Here is a 19,009-nt window from a genome sequence, read left to right on the forward strand (position 1 = left end):
CGTGACATCTCTGCGTCCTCCGCGCCTCAGCGCGAACAAAACTCTAATTTCTGCATGCCTTTCCGCTCGTCGAAAGCTCCGTCACGACGGTGAATGGCGATACAGCCTAGTTCGCCCCCTCTGCCATCGCGTCCCATTTCGGGAGAAGCCACAACCACGCTGTCTCGCGCGGACTTGGGTATGGACACAGCGGCCCCGTGCCACGTTTACAGCAGGCATCGCATGCAAACGCCGGAGTGCCTCCCATCTTCAACCTCGTTTTTGCCATACCGGCGCTGATCGTCATCGCGCGCTGGTTGTGGCCCCTGCCGCTGCCGCTCTGGACCAAGATAGCCGTCAGCCTCCTGATGCTGGCGGCGTCGCAATTTCACCTGTGGAGCCGGTTGTCGTCGGGATCGGTTTTCGCGCCTGAATTTCCGCGCCCCATCGTCATCCTGTTCAACTGGGCATTCGGCGCCCTGGTGTTGCTCGCCGTCTTCCAATTGGTCCTCGACCTCGGCGCACTGCTGACGCTGCTCGCGCGGCAGGCGGCGATCCGCGAGCCGGACGCGCTGCGCTACGCCGTTGCGGGCCTGGCGGCGGTGCTCGCCGGCATCGGCGTCGCCAATGCGCTGCGCGTGCCGCCGATCAAGGACGTGACGGTGGCGATCCGCGACCTGCCGCCATCCTTCGACGGCTATCGCGTCGTCCAGCTGACCGATCTGCACATCAGCCGGCTCTTCACGCCGCGCTGGGCGCAGGCGGTCGTCGATCGCACCAATGCGTCGGGCGCCGACCTGATCGTCGTCACCGGCGACTTCATCGACGGGTCGGTGGCCATGCGACGCGACGACGTGGCGCCGCTCCAGCGGCTGCGTGCGCCGGACGGCGTCTATGCCATTCCGGGCAATCACGAATATTTCTTCGATTACGGCGCATGGATGCGGCACCTGTCGGGCTTGGGGTTCCGCATGCTGACCAACGCCCACACGGTCATCGCACGCGGCGGGGAGCGGCTGGTCGTCGCCGGGGTCACCGACCTGTCGGCACCCAGCGTCGGCGAGGCCGGGCCGGATCTCGCCCTCGCGCTGCGGGGCGCCACCGCAGGCGCGCCGGTCATCCTGCTCGACCATCAGCCCCGCAAGGCGCGCGATGCCGCTGCGCGCGGAGTTGCGCTGCAACTGTCCGGGCATACGCATGGCGGCATGATCCGCGGGCTCGACCGGCTCGTTGCGCGCGGCAATGCCGGCTTCGTGTCGGGACGTTACGCGGTCGGCGGGATGACGCTGTACGTCAGCAACGGCACCGGCCTGTGGCCAGGTTTCGCGCTGCGGCTGGGCGTGCCGTCGGAGATCACGCGCTTCACCCTGCGCCCCATGGCATAGGATCGCAGCACCGCATCGCCCCTCAAGCCTTTGAAACAACGCGGCATCATCGACAAATGGCCTTCCCCTGATACCGGGGGAATGCTCTAACCGTCCGATGACCACCCTTCGCTTCCGTACGCTTCTGGTGCTGCTGACCGGGTTCGCGGCGACGCCGCTCCTCGCCCAATCGACGTACGATCAGGTCGATCCGATGATCGGCACCGGCGGCGAAGGCCATACCTTTCCCGGTGCGGTCGCGCCGTTCGGCATGGTGCAATTCTCGCCCGACACGGACACCACCTGCGTCCTGCGCGCCTGCTACAGCCATGCCGCCGGCTATCGGTACGAGGACCCGACGATCCAGGGCTTTTCGCTGACGCACTTTTCGGGCGCCGGGCATTCGGATCTCGGCGATGTGCTGATGATGCCCGTGACAGGCGACGCCGTTCCGTTCGAGCCGGGCGACGACGGCAAGCCCGGGACGGGCTATCGATCGCGCTACGACCATGCGGCGGAGGTCGCGCGGCCGGGCTATTATGCGGTCGCCCTGAAGGATCGAGGCGTCCGCGCCGAACTGACCGCAGGGACACGGATCGGTGTCGCCCGCTATCGTCCCACCGCCGGGGCGCAGCCGATGCATCTGCTGCTCGACCTGCGCAGCTCGCTCTACAATTATCCCGGCAAGGTCCTGTGGTCGTCGATCCGGCTGCGTCCCGACGGCATCGTCACCGGCTGCCGGCAGACGCGCGGCTGGGCGCCGGATCGCAACTTGTGCTTCGCCATCCGCTTTTCGGTGCCACTGACGGGGCACGCCTTCGTGTCGACCGAGACCGATGTCGCGTACAAGGGCTTCCAGGGTCCCGGGCGCGGCAGCGACGCGGTGGCCGAACGCGCCGGGCGGGCGCTCGTCGCCCGGTTCGATTTCGGCACCACCGATCGCCCGATCGAGGTCACCAGCGCCATCTCCTCGGTCGACGAGGCGGGCGCGATCGCCAACCTGCTGAGCGAAACCGGCGATTTCGACGCGATCGCCGTCCGGACCGCGACGGCATGGCACGCCGCGCTCGACGTGCTGCGTATCGACGCGCCCGCGCCCATGCAACGATCGGTCGCGACCGCGCTGTATCACAGCCTCCTCGCCCCGTCCGTCGCTGGCGACGTCGACGGTCGCTATCGCGGGCCGGACAATCAGGTGCATCGCGCGGACGGCTATACGTTCCGATCGACCTTCTCGCTGTGGGATACGTTCCGCGCCGAACATCCCTTGCTGACGCTGGTGCAACCGGCCGCCACGACGCGCGACATCGTCCGCTCGCTCATCGCCAGCCGCGAACACAGTCCCGACGGCATCCTGCCCGTCTGGCAGTTCCAGGGGCGCGAGACGTGGACGATGATCGGCTATCACGCCGCTCCGGTGATCGCCGACGCCTATCTGAAGGGCATCCGCGGGTTCGACGCGGATGCCGCGCTGGCGGCGATGGTCGCCAGTGCCACCTATGCGCCTTATGCCGGGCTCGGCGAGTATATGGCGCGCGGCTACGTGCCGATTGACCGCGAACCCGAAGCGGCATCGAAGACGGTTGAATATGCCTATGACGACTGGACCATCGCCCGCCTGGCGCGTGCGATGGGGCGCACCGACGTCGCCGCAACCTTCGCAAAGCGCTCGGAAAATTGGCGCAACAGCTTCGATGCGAAGACTGGCTTCATCCGCGCGCGCAAGAGCGACGGGACGTTCCGCGTGCCGTTCGATCCGACCGCGATCAATTACGGATCCGATTATACGGAGGGCAACGCCTGGCAATACAGCTGGTTCGTGCCGCAGGATCAGGCCTCGCTTGTCCGCGCGCTCGGCGGCGAAGCGGCGACCGTCGCAAAGCTGGATGCCATGTTCGATTTCGACACGTCCAAGCTCGACTATAGCCATGCCGAGGACATCGCCGGGCTGATCGGCCAGTATATCCACGGCAACGAACCCAGCCACCATGTCGCCTATCTGTACAATTATGCCGGAGCGCCCTGGCGAACGCAGGCGCGACTGACGCAGATCGTCGGCAGTCAGTATCGCGCGACGCCCGATGGCCTGTCCGGCAACGACGATCTGGGCCAGATGTCGGCGTGGCTGGTCTTCACCGCCTTGGGCTTCTACCCGGTGACGCCCGGCAGTCTCGAATATGTCATCGGCAGGCCGTTCGTGAACCGGGCGGTGCTGACGCTGCCCAACGGCCGGACGCTGACCGTCATCGCGGACGGTCTCGACGACCGACACCCCTATGTCGGCAAGGTCACGCTGAACGGAGCGCCCGTCACCCGCGCCTATCTACGCCACGATGAGATCATGGCGGGCGGCGAATTACGCTTCGTCATGCAGGCGGCGCCGAACACCACATGGGCGACGCGCCCCGCGGACCGCCCCTACTCCAGCAGCACCGCGCGCTGATCCACAGGCCGCCACGACCCTCGCATACCCGCCCGCACCAACGACGATCGGCAGCGCCACAATCGCCGCCCGTGCGTTGATGCGGCAAACCGAACAAGCGAGACGACCCATGGACTATATCAAGCTCGGCAACACCGGCCTCGACGTATCGCGCCTGTGCCTCGGCTGCATGACCTACGGCATTCCCGATCGCGGCAATCACGCCTGGACGCTCGACGAAGAGACGAGCCGGCCGCTCCTCCGCCAGGCGGTTGAGGCCGGGATCAACTTCTTCGACACGGCAAACGTCTATTCGGACGGCACATCGGAAGAAATCGTAGGCCGCGCGCTGAAGGATTTCACTCGCCGCGACGACGTGGTGATCGCGACCAAGGTCCATGGCCGCATGCGTCCCGGCCCGAACGGCGCCGGCCTCAGCCGCAAGGCGATCATGACAGAGATCGATGCCAGCCTCACCCGGCTCGGCACCGATTATGTCGACCTCTACCAGATCCACCGCTTCGACCATGACGTGCCGATCGAGGAAACGCTGGAGGCGCTGCACGACGTCGTGAAGGCGGGCAAGGCGCGCTACATCGGTGCCTCATCGATGGCCGCCTGGCAGTTTGCGACGATGCTCCACGTCGCCGAGGCGAACGGCTGGACGCGGTTCTCGACCATGCAGGATTACGTCAATCTGCTCTATCGCGAGGAAGAGCGCGAGATGTTGCCGCTGTGCGCGGCAGAGGGGATCGGCGTGATCCCATGGAGCCCGCTCGCGCGCGGCCGGCTGACGCGCGACTGGGACGAGACCACCGCCCGCTCGGACACCGACGAATTCGGCCGCACGCTGTATGCGGCGACGCAGGAGGCGGACCGCAAGGTGGTCGAAGCCGTCGCCGCCGTCGCCGCCGAGCGCGGCGTGCCCCGCGCGCAGGTCGCGCTCGCCTGGGTGCTCGCCAAGCCCGAGGTGTCGGCACCCATTATCGGCGCCTCCAAACCGGCACACCTCGATGACGCCATCGCGGCGCTCGACCTGGAGCTGTCGGATGACGAGATCGCCCGGCTGGAGGCGCCGTACGTGCCGCATGCGGTGGTCGGCTTCTCATGACCAAACATGCGGGCGGATCAACCGGCGTCCATTAAACTCGGTCGTTCAGCGCGGCCCTACCGTCGCCGAGCAGCCGGCGCGGTAATCAGCCGCGCAGCCAGTTGGCCGAGATCTCGCCGTCATGCCCCTCCGGCGCCAGCACGGCGCGCAGCGCCTCCAGCAGAGGCGGCAGCGCCTGGGTGAAGGCGTAGGGCGGATTGATGATGAACAGGCCGGCGCCGTTATAGATGCCGGGCTGATCCTCGTCGTAGAGCCAATGCTCTACCGTCAGGAATTTCGGGATGGCGAGCCTGTGCAGCTGTTCCTTCCACCGCGAATGCGTGGCGCGGTCTTTCAGCGGATACCAGATCACGGTCACGCCATGCGCCCATTTGCGGTGGGCGGCGGCAAGGGTCGTGACGATCCGGTCGCGTTCGTCGGTCTGCTCATAGGGCGGGTCGACCACCACCACACCGCGTGCGGTGCGGGGCGGGACCATCGCCAGCCAGAATTCGTAGGCGTCGCGCTCATGCACGGCCGCGGGCGTATCGCGCATCGCCCGGCGTAGCGTGCGGACATCCTCGGGATGTTTCTCGTTCAGGATCAGAAAGTCCTGCGGGCGCAGCAGCTGCGCCAGAAACCGCGGCGACCCGGGGTAGAGGTTTGGCTCGGCCGCGACGTTCACTGCCTGTACGGCGGCACGATAGTCGTCCAGCAATGGGTTCTGGTCGGCAAAGGCCCGCATCACGCCGTGCGCGGATTCGCCGGTGCGCTGGGCATCTTCGCCGAACAGGTCGTACAGCCCGCAGCCGGCATGGGTGTCGATCAAGGTCAGCGGGGTCTGTTTCTGCTGCAAGGCCTGCACCAGCGCGATCAGCAGGCTGTGCTTGACCACGTCGGCGCTATTGCCCGCATGGAAGGAATGGCGATAATTCACGGCGACTATAGTTCCTGACGATCCAACCCATACGCGCCGCGACAGGTGGTGCCGCGCAAGGCGGCGGATGTAGCCCATCGGGCGCGAATAAAAAGGCGATCAAACCGGTCGCGGGCTACGACCGATCGTTGTCGTCAGGCAGGACCGCAGTCGTGTCCTGCCCGCATCGACCGCTCAATTGCCTTCAGCGTCGACCGAAAACACCACCGGCTTGCCCCGCGACATCGGCTCCCACCCCGCCGACAGAGCGGCCCGCACGCATCGCGAGATTGTCGCGTCATCCAGTTGCAGACGACCGCGCGGCAAGCCCTTCAACAGCCGCTTGGGCGGCGGAAATTCCACCCAGGCTTCGCGCTTGGCATCGCGTTGCAGCAGAGCGATCGTCATGCCCTTCCACCCTTCGTCGTCCGATTGATGCGGTTCACGTTGCAGGTGCCATTCATAGGTGGCGCCATCGACCAGGACGACGCCGTCGGTGCTGTGCGATTTGGACATGCGGGCGGCTCTAGCATGCAATCCCGGTCAGGGCACGACTGCCATGGCGCGGGGAATATACGCTGTAGCTGTTGCGGCCCAGGTGACGCAGGCGTCGCCATCGACTATATCGGTGGCGAGACCGAAGGAGCCACGACCATGAACGACCGGAAGATCAGCGCCACCCGCCCTGCCCTTTCCGTCCGCCACGGTGTCTATGTCGAGCTTCCTCACCCTCTCTCATCTCTCCGCCGCCACGCCTGACGGCCGACCGCTTTTCGATGACCTGACCCTGTCGGTCGGTGCCGAGCGCATCGGCCTGGTCGGGCGCAACGGATCGGGCAAGTCAACGCTGCTGCATATCGTTGCAGGCGAAGCGCTTCCCGTGTCCGGCACAATCCACCGCGCGGGCACGGTCGACCGCCTTGCCCAGCTTTGGCATGACGGGGACAGCGTCGCCGAAGCGCTCGGCGTCCACGCCCCACTGTCGATCCTGACACGGATCGAAGCCGGGGATGGCACCGCAGCGGACTTCGACGCCGCCGACTGGACGCTGCCGGCGACGATCGACGCCGCGCTCACCGATGTCGGCCTCGAGGGCTTCGTCTTGGAGCGCCCGATGGGGAGCCTGTCCGGCGGCGAGCGGACGCGGATCGGCATGGCCCGGCTGGCGATCGCCAAGCCGGACGTGTTGCTGCTCGACGAACCAACCAACAATCTCGACGCCGAAGGCCGAGCCGCCATCGAACGCTGGATCGCGGGCTGGCGCGGCGGCCTGTTGGTCGCGAGCCATGATCGCGCACTGCTCGAAACCATGGACCGGATCGTCGAATTGAGCCCAATCGGCATTCGCATCGTGGGCGGCGGCTGGTCGACGTTCGCCGCGGCGCGCGACGCCGAACGCGCGCTCGCGGACGCTGAACGGACCCGCGCCGATGCCGCCCTTCGCACCACCCGCCTCGCCGCCCAATCCGCGCGTGAGGCCAAGGACCGGCGCGACAAGGCCGGGCGCAGCTTCGCCGCCAAGGGGTCGGAGCCGAAGATTCTGCTCGGCCGCCAAGCCGAGCGCGCCGAGAACAGCAGCGGGCACGGCCGCCGCCTCGCCGAACGGCAGATCGAGGAAGCCGTGCAAGCCCGCGCATCTGCCCAGGCACGGGTCGAGGTGCTGACGCCGCTCACGATCGACCTCCCCGCCACCGGCCTCCCGTCTCAGGCCGAGATACTCTCGATCGAGCACGCGACCGTCGCTTATGGCGAGCGACGGTTCGGCCCTTGGTCGCTGACGATCCGCGGACCGGAACGTGTCGCGCTGACCGGCCGTAACGGCGCCGGCAAATCGACCCTGCTCCGCCTCGCCAAGGGCGACCTCGCCCCAGCCAGCGGTACGGTTCGTCGACGCGCCGATCAGATCGCGATGCTCGACCAGCATGTCGACCTGCTCGACGCCGCCGACACGATCGTCGGCAATCTGCGCCGCCTCCACCCCACATTGGACGAAGAGGCTGTCCGTGCCGCCTGCGCGCGCTTCGCCTTTCGCAACCGTGACGCGCAGCGGGTCGTCGGCACGCTGTCGGGTGGCGAGCGGCTCCGCGCGGGATTGGCCGCCGCGCTCTCCGGACCGCAGCCGCCCTGGCTGCTGATCCTCGACGAACCGACCAACCATCTCGACATCGAGTCGATCGAGGTTCTGGAGCGCGCGCTGCAACGGTTCGACGGGGCGCTGCTCGTGGTCAGCCACGACGCTCGCTTCCTTCGCGTGATCGGCGTCGAGCGATCTATGGCGGTCACCAGTATCACGACGGATACGGCCGCGCCCACGCCCGGTTAGCCCGTCGCAAGGCAACCGGCGCGCGGACGGATATTCCACGACATCCCCAACGACGTCTATCGCGCACAGGCGAGGCTGGCGCCGATCGGCTCCGCCGTGGCCGCATCGTCCTCCGCCAGCGGGAACCTCATCGGCCGAGATGCCCCGTTACCCGCGCCCCGCGGCTAGCGCTGGCAGCGGTCCCAGCAATAGCGGTAGTGCAACTCTGCGGTGCGGCCTGGCGGGACGACCACCGACCACGTGCGGGCGCCGTCGACGATCGGCAGCGTCGCGTCGATCGCCTCGATCCGCTGGCCGGCGGTGCCGATCGGCACGTCGACCGACGCAGGCGCGGCACCGGCATTGGTCAGCACCACGCGCATGATGTCGGCAGAAATAGGCTCCTGCATGACCGTCACCTGCGGGCTGATGCCCGCAGCGATGCGAAAGGATTCCCCCTCTGCACGGTCCGTCAACGCGCCCTGACCGAGCAGCAGCCGCTCGCCGTTGCGCGTGGCATAGACCGCGGTGCTGCCCGCCGGCAGCGGCAGGCCAAGGCCGGCGTCACGGCGGTTGCGCAGCGCGAGGACGATGCGGGTCGGCGCGCTCGCGACGGGCTGTCCGGGATAGAGGCGCGCGCGATACCGTCGATCGAAGGGAACGCCGGCGCGGGACAAGAGCGCGACCTGCTTCTGCGCACGCGGCGCGACGGTGACGCGCATCGGCACGCGGTAGAGCTTGAGGTCGCCGAGGTTCTCCGGTGCCGGCGGTGCGGGTGCCGGCTCCGGTGCCGGCGGCGGCGGCGGCGGAGGCGGCGCTGCCATTCGAAAACCGGTGACGACGATGTCGTCGGCCTTTTCGAACGTCTCCTCAGGCAGATCGGACGTCGTCGTGCCGAGCGGATAGCAGGACAGCGACAGCGCCGCGACGGCCCGTTCGAGCCCCGGCGTCCAGACGCGGTTGACCCGGCCCGCGACGGCACTGAGCTGCACGTCGGGGAAGCGCTCGGGATTGGCGTTGGCGAGCGTCAGCCAGGCGAACAGGTCGAGCGTGCGGCCACCGGGCGCGACGGTGGCGACATAGCTCGAACGCCAGTCGAAGCCGCTGGCAAGGTAGCTCAGCTTTACGGTGACCGTGCGCGCGACCGGGCTGACCGTCGCGACGCTGAGCACGGGCTTCGCTGACAGTCCGCCGGGCACGCCGGCGAAGCTCAAGCGCTCGGGCAGGCCCGAACAGCGCAGCGTCTCGATCCCGGCGCGCGTCTTCAGCACGACGCCTCTCGCAGGACCGGCGACGATCGTCGCTTGTTCGGAAACCCGGCGGCCGGTGGCGCGATCCGTGCGGGTCAGCGTCACGGTGCGGCCCAACGTGCCGTCGACCAGCGAGGCGGGCGACAGCAGGCGCGCGTCGCGGTTCTTTTCGATGACGCCGCCGGGCAATCCCTCGACCACCGCACTCACCGGCACGATGCCCTCGGCGACGCCCTCGAAGCGCAGCGTCGATGCGCCCTTCGGCACGGCGATGCGGCGGGTTTCGGTGACCAGCGCGAAGCCTTGCAGATAGTTAAGGTTCATCACGCCCTGGCCGTAGGGCGCGCGATAGACGGTCAGCGCGACGGCTGCAGGCGCCGGCGACGTCACGACGCCGGGCGTTGCAGGCAGAGGCGCGGCGCCGATCGCGATGAGCGCCGGCAAGACCATCAGCAGCGCGCGCATCAGTAGCGCGTGTCGAAGGTCGCGGTGACAACCGCCTCCCCATTGGCGGGAACCGGCACCTGCCACGTCGCGCTGCCGGCATTGGGCCGCTCACTCTTGCGACTCTCGTCGGTGATCCGCGTGTCGGACCAGTCGAGGCCCGACTGCACGAGTTCGACCGTCACGGCGCGCGGCCGCGCATTGGTCAGCGTGTAACGCATGCGCGTCCGCCACCGGTCGCCGCCGAGCCGGGTACGTTCGACCACGGTCGGCTGCACCTTGACGTCGAAGGCGTCGCCGGTCGGCAGCGCGATCGTCGATCCTTGCGGCGTGTGTTCGATGCGGTTCTCGCCGGTAAATTGCGGCTGGCCACGCGCATCGCGGATGTAGACACGCACCGTGCCGGCCGGCAGCGCGTCGCCGACCCCGCCGGTGCCGCCGCGATTGGAGAAGCGGAGGACGCTCTGCGCGCTGCGCGGGGCGTCGGCCGTGCCGAGCCAGCCGTTGTCGAAGCGATAGCCCGAGCTGGCGGCAACGCCCTTCACGTCGAGGAAGCTGACCTGCTTGGTCTGCTTGTCGGCGATCGTGGTCCGCTCGGCGAGCGGGTAGAGGTAATAGTCGCCAAGCTGCTCGCGCGCCGACGTCTCGCTGCCGGCCTGGGTGCGCACCGGCCGCCGGGGACGAACCGGGGCGTCGTCCTCGTCGTTCGCGCTACCCACCTCGCCCGCGACGAGCAGGGTTTTGGCATTGGTGAAGGTGGTGCCGGTCGTGTTGCGTAGCGTCACCCAGCCCTGCACGTCGACCGTGCCGGCCTTGTCGTCGAACAGCGCGACGTAATCGGCGCTCCAGCCGAGGCCGCGGGTGAGATAGGACAGCGTTGCAGGCCGCGTTCCCGATCGCGCGCTGGCCAGCGTCACCGACAGGGTCGGGCGCGCACGCAGCGATTCCGGCACACGGTCGAACACCGCACGTACCGGCAGGCCGTCGTCGCGCAGCACCTCGATCCGCCCGCCGATGTCGAGGACGACGCCACCGTTCACCGCCAGCACCCGCGCCCGCTCGCGCGTTTCGGCACCGGTGGCGGGGTTGGTGCGGACGAGCGTGATCGTCTCGCCCACCGCCTTTTCCATCAGGCTCGACGGGCTGAGCAGATCATAGTCGAAATTCTGTTCGACGATGCCGGCGTCGGGCATCGTCAGCGACACCGTCTCGGGCCGGATCTGGGCGCTGACGTCCGGGAAGGACTGGCGGACGCGGCCGGCCGCGAGGGTGAGCTGGCGAACGTCCTGCACCAGCGCGACGTCGCCATTGTAGATCGTGACCGACACGTCGCCCTGCGCGCTGCCCGCCCCCGGGACCGCGGCGGGGGGCGGCACGGTCGTCGGCGATACCTGCGCGCCCGCGCCCGTCGGCAGGGCGAGCAGTCCAGCGATCATCCACCCGTTCCGCATGTCTCGTCTCCCCGGCGCTTTGCGACGGAGCATGCGATGGCGCCGACGTCGGCGCAACGCGTAAACGTCAGGCGATGGACGGCGGCGGCGTCGTTACGGCGACGTGGGTAAGACCATCGTCGCCCATGGCGTCATTCGACTATACCACATTTGCCTGCATACGGCAGGTGCCATCGGCGAAACGTCGGGCGAATGGCGGAAGGTCAACACCGACGCGACGTTGCGCGGCCCCCTCGCGTCGCATCCTAATCGATATCCCTTCCGCGCGCAGATGAGAGTCCACGATGTGCGATCACGTCGCCCACCCTCTTATTTCCTCATCAATGGCACTTCGCTTCCGATTGACGGCGATGCCCCCGGAGGCGGAGCGCTCACGCTCGATTGTGACCGCAGCATCTTCGCGGCCTCGGCGCGGATCGCGGCCTGCACCTGCGGGCTGGTGATGTCGACGGGGCCGCTATACTGGTTGCCGGGTATCGCACGGCTGTTCGCGACGAGCGCCGCGGGGCGCGCCGGCGAGCCGTCCGCCAGTTTGTAGCGCGTGGCCATCGCCCCGGGGCAGACCTCTCCCGTGGCCGCGAAGAAGGCATCCGCGCTTTTGATGTCCTGACACATGCGCGCCACCGCGACATTGTCGAAGCCCATGGCATGCCACGCGGCCGCATCGGACCGGCGCTGGCACCCCTCGTCGCTCTTGCCGACGTTGATGTTGAAGGCGATGGGGCCGCCCGCGGCGCCGCCGCCGCTGCCGATCAGGCACGGATTGGCACCGCCGAAATAGCTGCCCTGGGCGCTCGGCGTCGTCCACGTGTGCCCGCCGTAGACGACCTCCTGCCGTGTGGGAACGTCGGTCTGCGGCCCGGTGATCGCCATGACGTTGACCGTATTGCTCGATTGCGCCTCCATTTGCTGCGCCGTGGCGCTCAGTGGCAGGAGCGCGAGAACGGCGGCTGGACCCAGGACACGTTTCATCTTCCCTCTCCCTTTTCAAGAAATGGGGTGGCGGCCGCGCCACCCCGAGTTGGTCGATCAATCGACGTCCCAGCCGAGCGAGCCGAAACCGAAGGCAGTGGCACCTGCCGCCCCGGCCATCGTCCAGTCGGTCGAGGTGAGGTTGAACTGGTCGGAGTGGGTCGCGTCGAACGAGCTGACCAGTTTGAAGTCCGCGGTGCTCTGGCCGAAGTTCATGACCTGCATGTTGAGCGCCGCCGAACCGCCGGTCAGACCACCGTACAGGCCCGCATTGAAGCTGGTGGTGGTAATGGTGCCGTTGTTCGCCGCATCGATGTTCGCGGCGATCGACGATCCGGACGTACCGACGCCGCCGACCACGGCATAGCTCGACCCGGCCGGCACGCTGCTGATGTTCATCGTGCCGCCGAAGCCGCTGCCCGACGATGCCGAGATATTGCGGGTGACATCGACGCTGAGCGCCTGATTGTTCGTCCCGCTCACCGCCGAGGTATCGATGGCGCCGTTGGTGAAGCCGCCGACACCGATGCCGATGCCGGCACCGCCGGTCACCGTGCCCGATGTCTGCGCTGCGGCGGGCACGGCGATCGCGAATGCAAGAACCGACAGCGAACTGTAGATAGCTTTCTTCATGGCAAGTGCTCCTGTTGACCAACTGTCGTTGGGTGAACGGCCGGCGAGGGCTTCGCCGTCCGGCCTGGAACACACCGCGCGGATCGGCGGGCCGCACGATGACGGACAGGCAGATCCCGCGGCAATGCACCGCGCGCGACGACCGCGTCCGTGACGACCACCGCAGATCTTCCGGTTTCGTTTCGATCGGCAGTGCCGCTCGCACCTGGGGGAGGTGCGAGCGACGACCGCCGGGATTCAGGACGGAAGTGGCTGTCGTCCTGATCGGCCAGCCATCGTGGCCACGCCGGACACCACGCGGGGGGCTTTGGGGCAAGCCCGGCGATCCCGGAACCGATCCGGCAGGATGGAGCCCGGCCGCCCGCGACGGTCGGCACGGGCGTCCACCCTGAGGGCGGGCATCAGTCGGCCGTGCCGATCGTCGGTTTTCCCTTTCACCACCCGATGCAGAACTCTGTCCGGCATGACGCACCTCCTGCCGCTATCGCTACGACCGCCAGGGCCTCCCGAACATTCGCGCGATTACGGATCACCCCGCGGCATGCGATCCGTATTGTTTCGGAATTGCTGGACAGGCCGCTGTAGCAGCAGGGTGCGCCCGGGGGCGGACGCTGGCGCGTCCCGCTCATGAACCGCCTATGCGAGGAGCGTCGCATCATGTCCGTCGAAGCATCGCCGGTCTATCTGACGATCCAGTGGAAGGACCTGCCCGCGGCCATCCGGATAACGGACCACGCGGACGGCGCGACACGGTCCGGTCGGCTGCACGATGGCGGCCTGGACGCGGCGTCGCGATTGCCTGTCACGATCCCCGCGACCACGGACGACGGCCGGATCGTCAGCCTCTCCATCGCGCCCGACGAAGACCGTTCGTTCGACATCGTCACCCAGACCGAGGCCGTGCATCGCTCGCGCAACCTCGTCTCGCTGGCCATCGCGCTTGCCCGCCTGTCGCTGGCTCCTCTGGGCGCCAATCCCGTCGTGGCAGCCTTCATCGACCGCCTGCGCAGCCTGGATGCCGTCGCGCGGATCGGATGCGAGGTTACGGGCGATTATTGCTCGATCCAGCAGGTTACGGCGCAAGTCACCGCCCGGTTCGACGATCCGCAGCGCCCCCGCGTCGCGCAATCCGGATCGTCCGTCGCGCTGGCCGCGCGCTGGGCGAACCTGATCGCGATCGTCCTTCACGAACTCTGTGCGAACGCCATTCGGCATGGTGCCCTGACCAGCCCGTTGGGGCGGGTCGATATCCGCTGGGCGCTGGTCCGCAGCGAGGCGGGGGATGCCATTTTGCATCTGACATGGCGGGAAATCGATGGTCCTCCCGTCACGATGCCGGCGAAAACGGGGTTCGGCTCGCGCCTCCTGCGCGATCTCATCGCATCCAACCGCCGGTGCGAGGCCATCATGCGCCTGCCGCCGAGCGGGCTAGTGTACAGCCTGAGCATCAAGCTGATGCGCGACGAGTGGCGCGAGTGATCCCACGCCCAACCGATCGAGTTCGACGCCGAGGCGGATCAGTTCGGCTGTGCTGCCCGCACCCGTCTTTTCAAGCAGATGCACGCGGTAGGTTTCGACCGTCCGCGGACTGATGCCAAGGGCGCGCGCCGCCTCCTTGCTCGTCGCACCCTGGCTGATCAGATGCAGCACCTGCCGTTCGCGCGGTGACAAGGCGTCCAGCCGTTGCCGGGCAGCCATCCGGTCGCGCAGCAGGGATTTGGCGCCCGCCACCGCCTTGCCGATCACCGACGCCTCGAACGGCTTTTCGATGAAATCGAACGCCCCGGCCTTCAGCGCATCGACGGCGAGCGGTATGTCGGCATGGCCCGCAATGACGATGACGGGGTCCGGCCGGTCGAGCGGCGGCAGCGCACGCACCAGCGCGAGGCCGGACGACCCGGGCATGATGACGTCGCAGATGATGACGCCGATCGGCAGGGAATCCAGCGCATCGAGGAACAGGTCGGCGCTGCCGAACGATCGTGCCGGCACCCCGGATGTCGCGAGCAGCAGCGATAACGAGCGGCACATCTCTGGCTCATCGTCGATGATGTAGATCGGCAACTCGTTCTGCATGATGGGTCCCCTATGCATCCCGGCGTGGTAGTGAGAGCAGAAATCGTGCGCCGCCCAACGTCGACTCATTGTCGCACCATATGCGGCCCCCATGCGCCTCCACGATGCTGCGGCAGATGGTGAGGCCGATCCCTACCCCTTCGGCTTTCGTTGACTGGAATGGTGCGAACAGATCGCGATCCTCCTTGAGCGGCACGCCCGGGCCACTGTCCTCGACGGCGATGGTCAGCGTGTCCGGATGCTCGCTCCAGCTGCGCAGTCCGATGGAGGGCGACGGACGATTCTCGACAGCCTCTGCTGCATTGACCAAAAGGTTCAACAGGACCTGCTGGATCTGTACCGCGTCGACCAGTATCTCCGCAGGCCCCCGGTCGATGCAGGCTTCGAACTGCGCGCCCGATTCCTTCACGGCCAGGTGCGCCAGCCTGACGACGTCTTCCATCAGCGCGTGAACGTCCAGCCATTGCAACGTCGGCGGCCGCCGGGCGACGAATTCGCGCAGCTTGCGCAGCACCGCTGCCGTGCGAAACACCTGCCGCAGCGCGTCGCCGAGCGCCTCGTTCGCCGGAGCGACCTGTGGCGTCTGGCCGGCGAGCAGCGCTTGCGCGACGCCCAGATAGTTGGCGATCGCGCCCAAAGGCTGGTTGAGCTCGTGCGCGATCGACGATCCCAATTGGCCCAGCGATGTGGCTCGCGCGATCCGGTAGAGCCCGCGCTGCGTTTCGGCGAGTTGCTCGGCGGCCTTGATCGCCTCGCTTTCATCGCGAAGGTACAGCATGCTGTAGGCGCGTCCGGCGAGGGGGATGGGCTTCGACAGAACCCGCACGTGCAGCGTCCGTCCGTCCGCGGTGATCGACCGATGCGGCGCTGCGGCGTTGCGCGACGACGGCGGCACGAACAGGTCGAGCGGCAGCCCGGCGAACGCGCGGCGGTCTATGCCGAACAGCTCGGCGGTCGCGTCGTTCACGGCGGCGATCCGATCGGCGGGATCGACCACCAGCATCGCCGCGGGCGAATCGTCGAACATGATCTGCAATGTCTGTTCGCGTCGCCGCGCATGGGCCGCGGCCCGCTGTTCCCGGCGCTGTGCGCGCTGCATCAATTCGCCGGTGATCGACAGGGCCGCCCCAAATGCGGTCACGATGACGAGGTTGCGGCCGGTGACCAGCGGGCTCGATGGACTAGCGAACAGCGTCGTCCCGGTGAGCGTCACCCCCGTCGCGACGAGGCCCGACACCAGGCCTTCGTTCAGCGACGCATATAGAATGGCCCCCAGGCAGAACAGGAAGGGCAGTTCCACGCCCGCAAACACACGCGCGGCCCAGGTCACCACGATGGCGGCAGCGGCGGCGGTGATGGAGGACGCAGACAGCGGGGCCGCGGGCGGGGGGCGACGATCCTCATCGATCATGGCCCAGAATCGTTGCATTCGTTTGCCCCAGGTCCGACCCGGTACTAACCCATTGCGAAATGGAGAACAATGTGCGGCGCCGATCACGCTGCCAGCTGCCATCCCAAAATGGGGCAAGACGCCAAACGACCCGGCAACGACAGCCTGCTGCGGCGAGCATCTCCGCCGCGGTGCAACAGCGTGAATTGCGCCGCCAGGTATAGGCCGTCGGATCAGCGCCCGTGGTGCGGAGGCTCAGCCCGGGCGTCGCCTATCGCCGCGCACCGACCCAGCGCGACAGCGCGAGCCCGCCACCCATCGCGGCCAGCAGCAGCACGACCGGCTGCGGCGCGGCGACGAGGTTGACGAAGGCGGGCCCCGGACAAATCCCGGTAAGCCCCCAGCCGATGCCGAAGACCGTCGCCCCGATCACCAGCTGCGCGTCGATCCGTCGCCCATCCTGGCCGCCACCCCCGTCACCCTCGCGCCGGCGCGCATAGGAGAAGAAGGGTGCCGCGGTCGCGATCGCCCCGATCATGACGAGGGCGAGGCTGGGGTTCCAGGCTCCCGTCACGTCCAGAAACGCACGGATGCGCGCCGGGTCGGTCATGCCCGATATCACTAGGCCGATGCCGAACAGCAGGCCGCAGGCAAAGGCGGTGAGAACCGGCGCGTGACGCTGGGTCATTTCGTCACCAGCACGGTCAGGACCGCGCTGAGCATGAACACCGGCACCGCCACCAGCGACCGCGGCGACAGGCGGGCGATCCCGCAGACGCCGTGCCCGCTGGTACATCCCCCGCCGAACCCCGCCCCGAACCCGACGAGCAGGCCGCCGCCGATCAGCAGCGGCAGGCCCATCGCGTCGATCGCCGCTGCCCCGCGCATCGCACCCAGCGCCATCGCGCCCACGCCAGCCATAACGAGCCCGGCCAGAAAGGCGAGCCGCCACCACCGGTCGGGGCCGGTGATGGCCTGTCGATAGATGCCGCTGATACCCGCGATCCGCCCGGTCATGATCCGGAACCCACCGGCCGCCGCCCCTATGACCACACCACCCGCCAACGGCACCAGCGTGTCCGCCAGGCTCATGCCACCTCCTTCAAAAGCGCTTGCCGAACGACAGTCCGATCGACGTCTCGCCTAGATGGATATCGGCCTCGCCGCCACCGAAAGACGCGGGGATCGAACCGCGACCCTCGACCCGCCGCTTCGGGGCATGCATCGCGAAACCGGTAATCTCGACGCCCGAGCGCGTCGTATAGGTCGCGCCGAGCGTGACATGGTCCTGCACGACGCCGGGCGCGAGGATGTTGAGGAACGTCTGCGACGGCGGCACGGGATTGTCCGAATGGCCATAGCCCGCGCGCAGCTGCCAGCGGGGACTGGCGGTGACGCTGGCGCCGAGCTTGACGACGTTGACGTCGCGCCAGCCGAAGCCGGGACCGCCCGCCGCTCCGAACGGCACGCCGCGGAACAGGGGGGCCAGCGGATTGCCCACCGCGCCCACCCCAGAATAGTCGATCCGCTTGTAATCCGCCGCGATCGTCAGCGCGGGCACCAGCTTCACCGCGAGTCCCGCGCCGTAGGACGCCGGGATGTCGAAGCTGCCCCGATCCTCGAACAGCCCGGCATAACGATTGAACCGTCCGATCGCGATCTTCGACTGGTAGAAGGCGCCGATGCTCAACCAGTCGGCAAGCTGCCCCAGATAGCCGACGCGCACGCCGACGCCTGCGGACCAGCTGGTGCCACGGTCGGTGAAATGCTGCGGATCGGCGGAGGCGGCGGCGAAGGGCTGCAGGCCGTTCGCGCGAAAGCTCTGCACCGCGATCACCGGCGAAATGCCGATGCCGTGACCGGGCGCGATCCGCGCCGAGAAAGTCGGCGACACGAACAGCTGCTGCAGATTGACCCCGGCCCGGCCGGTCGCGCCGAAGCGCGCGAAGGGATTGTCCCTGTAGTTCGTGTTCATCCCGCCGTTGCCGCTGATGGCGATGCCGATCGCGACCCTGTCCGACAGCGGCCGGACATAGCCGATTTCGGGCAGCACGAACGGATTGCTGCCATTGCCGCCGAACCGCGCGTCGGGCCCGGCCGCGTTGCCCCTGATGCCTGCGCCGCGATCGGGAACGAAGATCTCCACACCACCATCCAGGCGATGCCCGATGAAGGTCCCCGCCGCCGGATTGGACACGATCGAAAGCGCGTCCTGCGGCAAGGCGATGGCGACGCCGCCCATGCCCTTGGCCTTGGCGCCAACGCCGTTGAGGAAATAGCCATCGGTCGCCAAGGCCGGTGTCGCGGCCAGCAATGCCACGGCAGCGCTTGCCGTGCCGACCTTTACGAATTTGCGTCCCCACATGCGCGCCACTCCCTTTTTCCTACCGTTTCGGTAGGCGATAAATGGGAGTCGCTAAGGGCGGCAAGATATCTTGGCTTTACCGCCAAAAATGCATCGTATCCGACGTATTCATGATCGCCGATCAAGAATAGAATTTCGGACGCGCTCCATACGGCGAGCGTGACCGCAATTACTGTCAATGTACTATTGTGATAAATTGCCCGCCTTATCCGTATGTTACATGTGCAGTCGGACTGATAACTAGGCCCACACGATCCAGAAACTGACGACGTCGGAACAGCTGAACGCACGTCGCGGAAGCACAACCGCCTCGCGACGGGCGACCATCCGAATACGCCCCTACAACACCCACAAA

At 67.6% G+C, this 19,009-nt stretch carries 16 protein-coding genes; 5 read left to right on the forward strand and 11 right to left on the reverse strand.

Going from position 1 to position 19,009, the window contains the following annotated elements; translation table 11 throughout:
• The first annotated feature begins 236 nt into the window (after nt 1–236).
• From ACP7A3_RS16360 to ACP7A3_RS16370, 3 genes are all read left to right on the forward strand, one after another.
• On the forward strand, nt 237–1,364 hold the full coding sequence (locus tag ACP7A3_RS16360) for a metallophosphoesterase (RefSeq protein ID WP_426256634.1): 1,128 nt from the start codon (nt 237–239) through the stop codon (nt 1,362–1,364).
• A 97-nt stretch (nt 1,365–1,461) separates the two neighbouring features.
• The gene (locus tag ACP7A3_RS16365; RefSeq protein WP_426256635.1) at nt 1,462–3,786 is read left to right on the forward strand and encodes a GH92 family glycosyl hydrolase; all 2,325 of its coding nucleotides are present in this window, start codon (nt 1,462–1,464) and stop codon (nt 3,784–3,786) included.
• Nucleotides 3,787–3,895: 109 nt separating this feature from the next.
• On the forward strand, nt 3,896–4,876 hold the full coding sequence (locus ACP7A3_RS16370) for an aldo/keto reductase (protein ID WP_426256636.1): 981 nt from the start codon (nt 3,896–3,898) through the stop codon (nt 4,874–4,876).
• Between the two features lie 85 nt (nt 4,877–4,961).
• On the opposite strand, the gene ACP7A3_RS16375 is transcribed toward ACP7A3_RS16370, so the two are convergent.
• Both ACP7A3_RS16375 and ACP7A3_RS16380 read right to left on the reverse strand, forming a co-directional pair.
• The gene (locus tag ACP7A3_RS16375) at nt 4,962–5,792 is read right to left on the reverse strand and encodes a 23S rRNA (adenine(2030)-N(6))-methyltransferase RlmJ (protein ID WP_426256637.1); all 831 of its coding nucleotides are present in this window, start codon (nt 5,790–5,792) and stop codon (nt 4,962–4,964) included.
• 174 nt (nt 5,793–5,966) lie between these two features.
• The gene (locus ACP7A3_RS16380; RefSeq protein WP_426256638.1) at nt 5,967–6,287 is read right to left on the reverse strand and encodes a hypothetical protein; all 321 of its coding nucleotides are present in this window, start codon (nt 6,285–6,287) and stop codon (nt 5,967–5,969) included.
• 196 nt (nt 6,288–6,483) lie between these two features.
• On the opposite strand from ACP7A3_RS16380, the gene ACP7A3_RS16385 reads away from it, so the two are divergent.
• Nucleotides 6,484–8,094, forward strand: coding sequence for an ABC-F family ATP-binding cassette domain-containing protein (locus ACP7A3_RS16385; RefSeq protein WP_426256639.1), 1,611 nt, complete (start codon nt 6,484–6,486; stop codon nt 8,092–8,094).
• Between the two features lie 164 nt (nt 8,095–8,258).
• Here the strand turns inward: ACP7A3_RS16385 and ACP7A3_RS16390 are convergent, their stop codons facing one another.
• The 4 genes from ACP7A3_RS16390 to ACP7A3_RS16405 all read right to left on the reverse strand — a co-directional run bounded on the left by ACP7A3_RS16390 (nt 8,259) and on the right by ACP7A3_RS16405 (nt 12,823).
• Nucleotides 8,259–9,788, reverse strand: coding sequence for a DUF4139 domain-containing protein (locus ACP7A3_RS16390; RefSeq protein WP_426256640.1), 1,530 nt, complete (start codon nt 9,786–9,788; stop codon nt 8,259–8,261).
• A complete protein-coding gene (locus ACP7A3_RS16395; RefSeq protein ID WP_426256641.1) occupies nt 9,788–11,218 on the reverse strand; it encodes a DUF4139 domain-containing protein in 1,431 nt (476 codons plus the stop codon). The genes ACP7A3_RS16390 and ACP7A3_RS16395 overlap by 1 nt, the downstream gene beginning before the upstream one ends.
• 309 nt (nt 11,219–11,527) lie before the next feature.
• Nucleotides 11,528–12,190, reverse strand: coding sequence for a hypothetical protein (locus ACP7A3_RS16400; protein WP_426256642.1), 663 nt, complete (start codon nt 12,188–12,190; stop codon nt 11,528–11,530).
• 57 nt (nt 12,191–12,247) lie between these two features.
• On the reverse strand, nt 12,248–12,823 hold the full coding sequence (locus ACP7A3_RS16405) for a hypothetical protein (protein WP_063688080.1): 576 nt from the start codon (nt 12,821–12,823) through the stop codon (nt 12,248–12,250).
• 657 nt (nt 12,824–13,480) lie between these two features.
• Between ACP7A3_RS16405 and ACP7A3_RS16410 the strand changes: the two genes are divergently transcribed.
• Nucleotides 13,481–14,302 (forward strand): hypothetical protein, encoded by an 822-nt coding sequence (locus ACP7A3_RS16410; protein WP_426256643.1) that lies wholly within the window; start codon nt 13,481–13,483, stop codon nt 14,300–14,302.
• On the opposite strand, the gene ACP7A3_RS16415 is transcribed toward ACP7A3_RS16410, so the two are convergent.
• The 5 genes from ACP7A3_RS16415 to ACP7A3_RS16435 form a co-directional block, all read right to left on the reverse strand.
• Entirely contained in the window at nt 14,252–14,899 is a 648-nt protein-coding gene (locus ACP7A3_RS16415) for a response regulator transcription factor (protein WP_017978006.1), read from the reverse strand. The genes ACP7A3_RS16410 and ACP7A3_RS16415 overlap by 51 nt on opposite strands.
• A 10-nt stretch (nt 14,900–14,909) precedes the next feature.
• The gene (locus tag ACP7A3_RS16420; RefSeq protein ID WP_426257159.1) at nt 14,910–16,328 is read right to left on the reverse strand and encodes a sensor histidine kinase; all 1,419 of its coding nucleotides are present in this window, start codon (nt 16,326–16,328) and stop codon (nt 14,910–14,912) included.
• Nucleotides 16,329–16,560: 232 nt separating this feature from the next.
• Nucleotides 16,561–16,977, reverse strand: coding sequence for a DUF6691 family protein (locus tag ACP7A3_RS16425; RefSeq protein ID WP_426256645.1), 417 nt, complete (start codon nt 16,975–16,977; stop codon nt 16,561–16,563).
• Entirely contained in the window at nt 16,974–17,381 is a 408-nt protein-coding gene (locus ACP7A3_RS16430) for a YeeE/YedE family protein (RefSeq protein WP_426256646.1), read from the reverse strand. The genes ACP7A3_RS16425 and ACP7A3_RS16430 overlap by 4 nt, the downstream gene beginning before the upstream one ends.
• A 10-nt stretch (nt 17,382–17,391) precedes the next feature.
• Nucleotides 17,392–18,654 carry an OmpP1/FadL family transporter gene (locus tag ACP7A3_RS16435; RefSeq protein ID WP_426256647.1) on the reverse strand — a complete coding sequence of 421 codons (1,263 nt, stop codon included), beginning with the start codon at nt 18,652–18,654 and terminating at the stop codon, nt 17,392–17,394.
• Nucleotides 18,655–19,009 lie beyond the last annotated feature (355 nt).

Source organism: Sphingomonas sp. DC5200-1 (assembly GCF_049897245.1).
Lineage (GTDB): Bacteria > Pseudomonadota > Alphaproteobacteria > Sphingomonadales > Sphingomonadaceae > Sphingomonas > Sphingomonas aquatilis.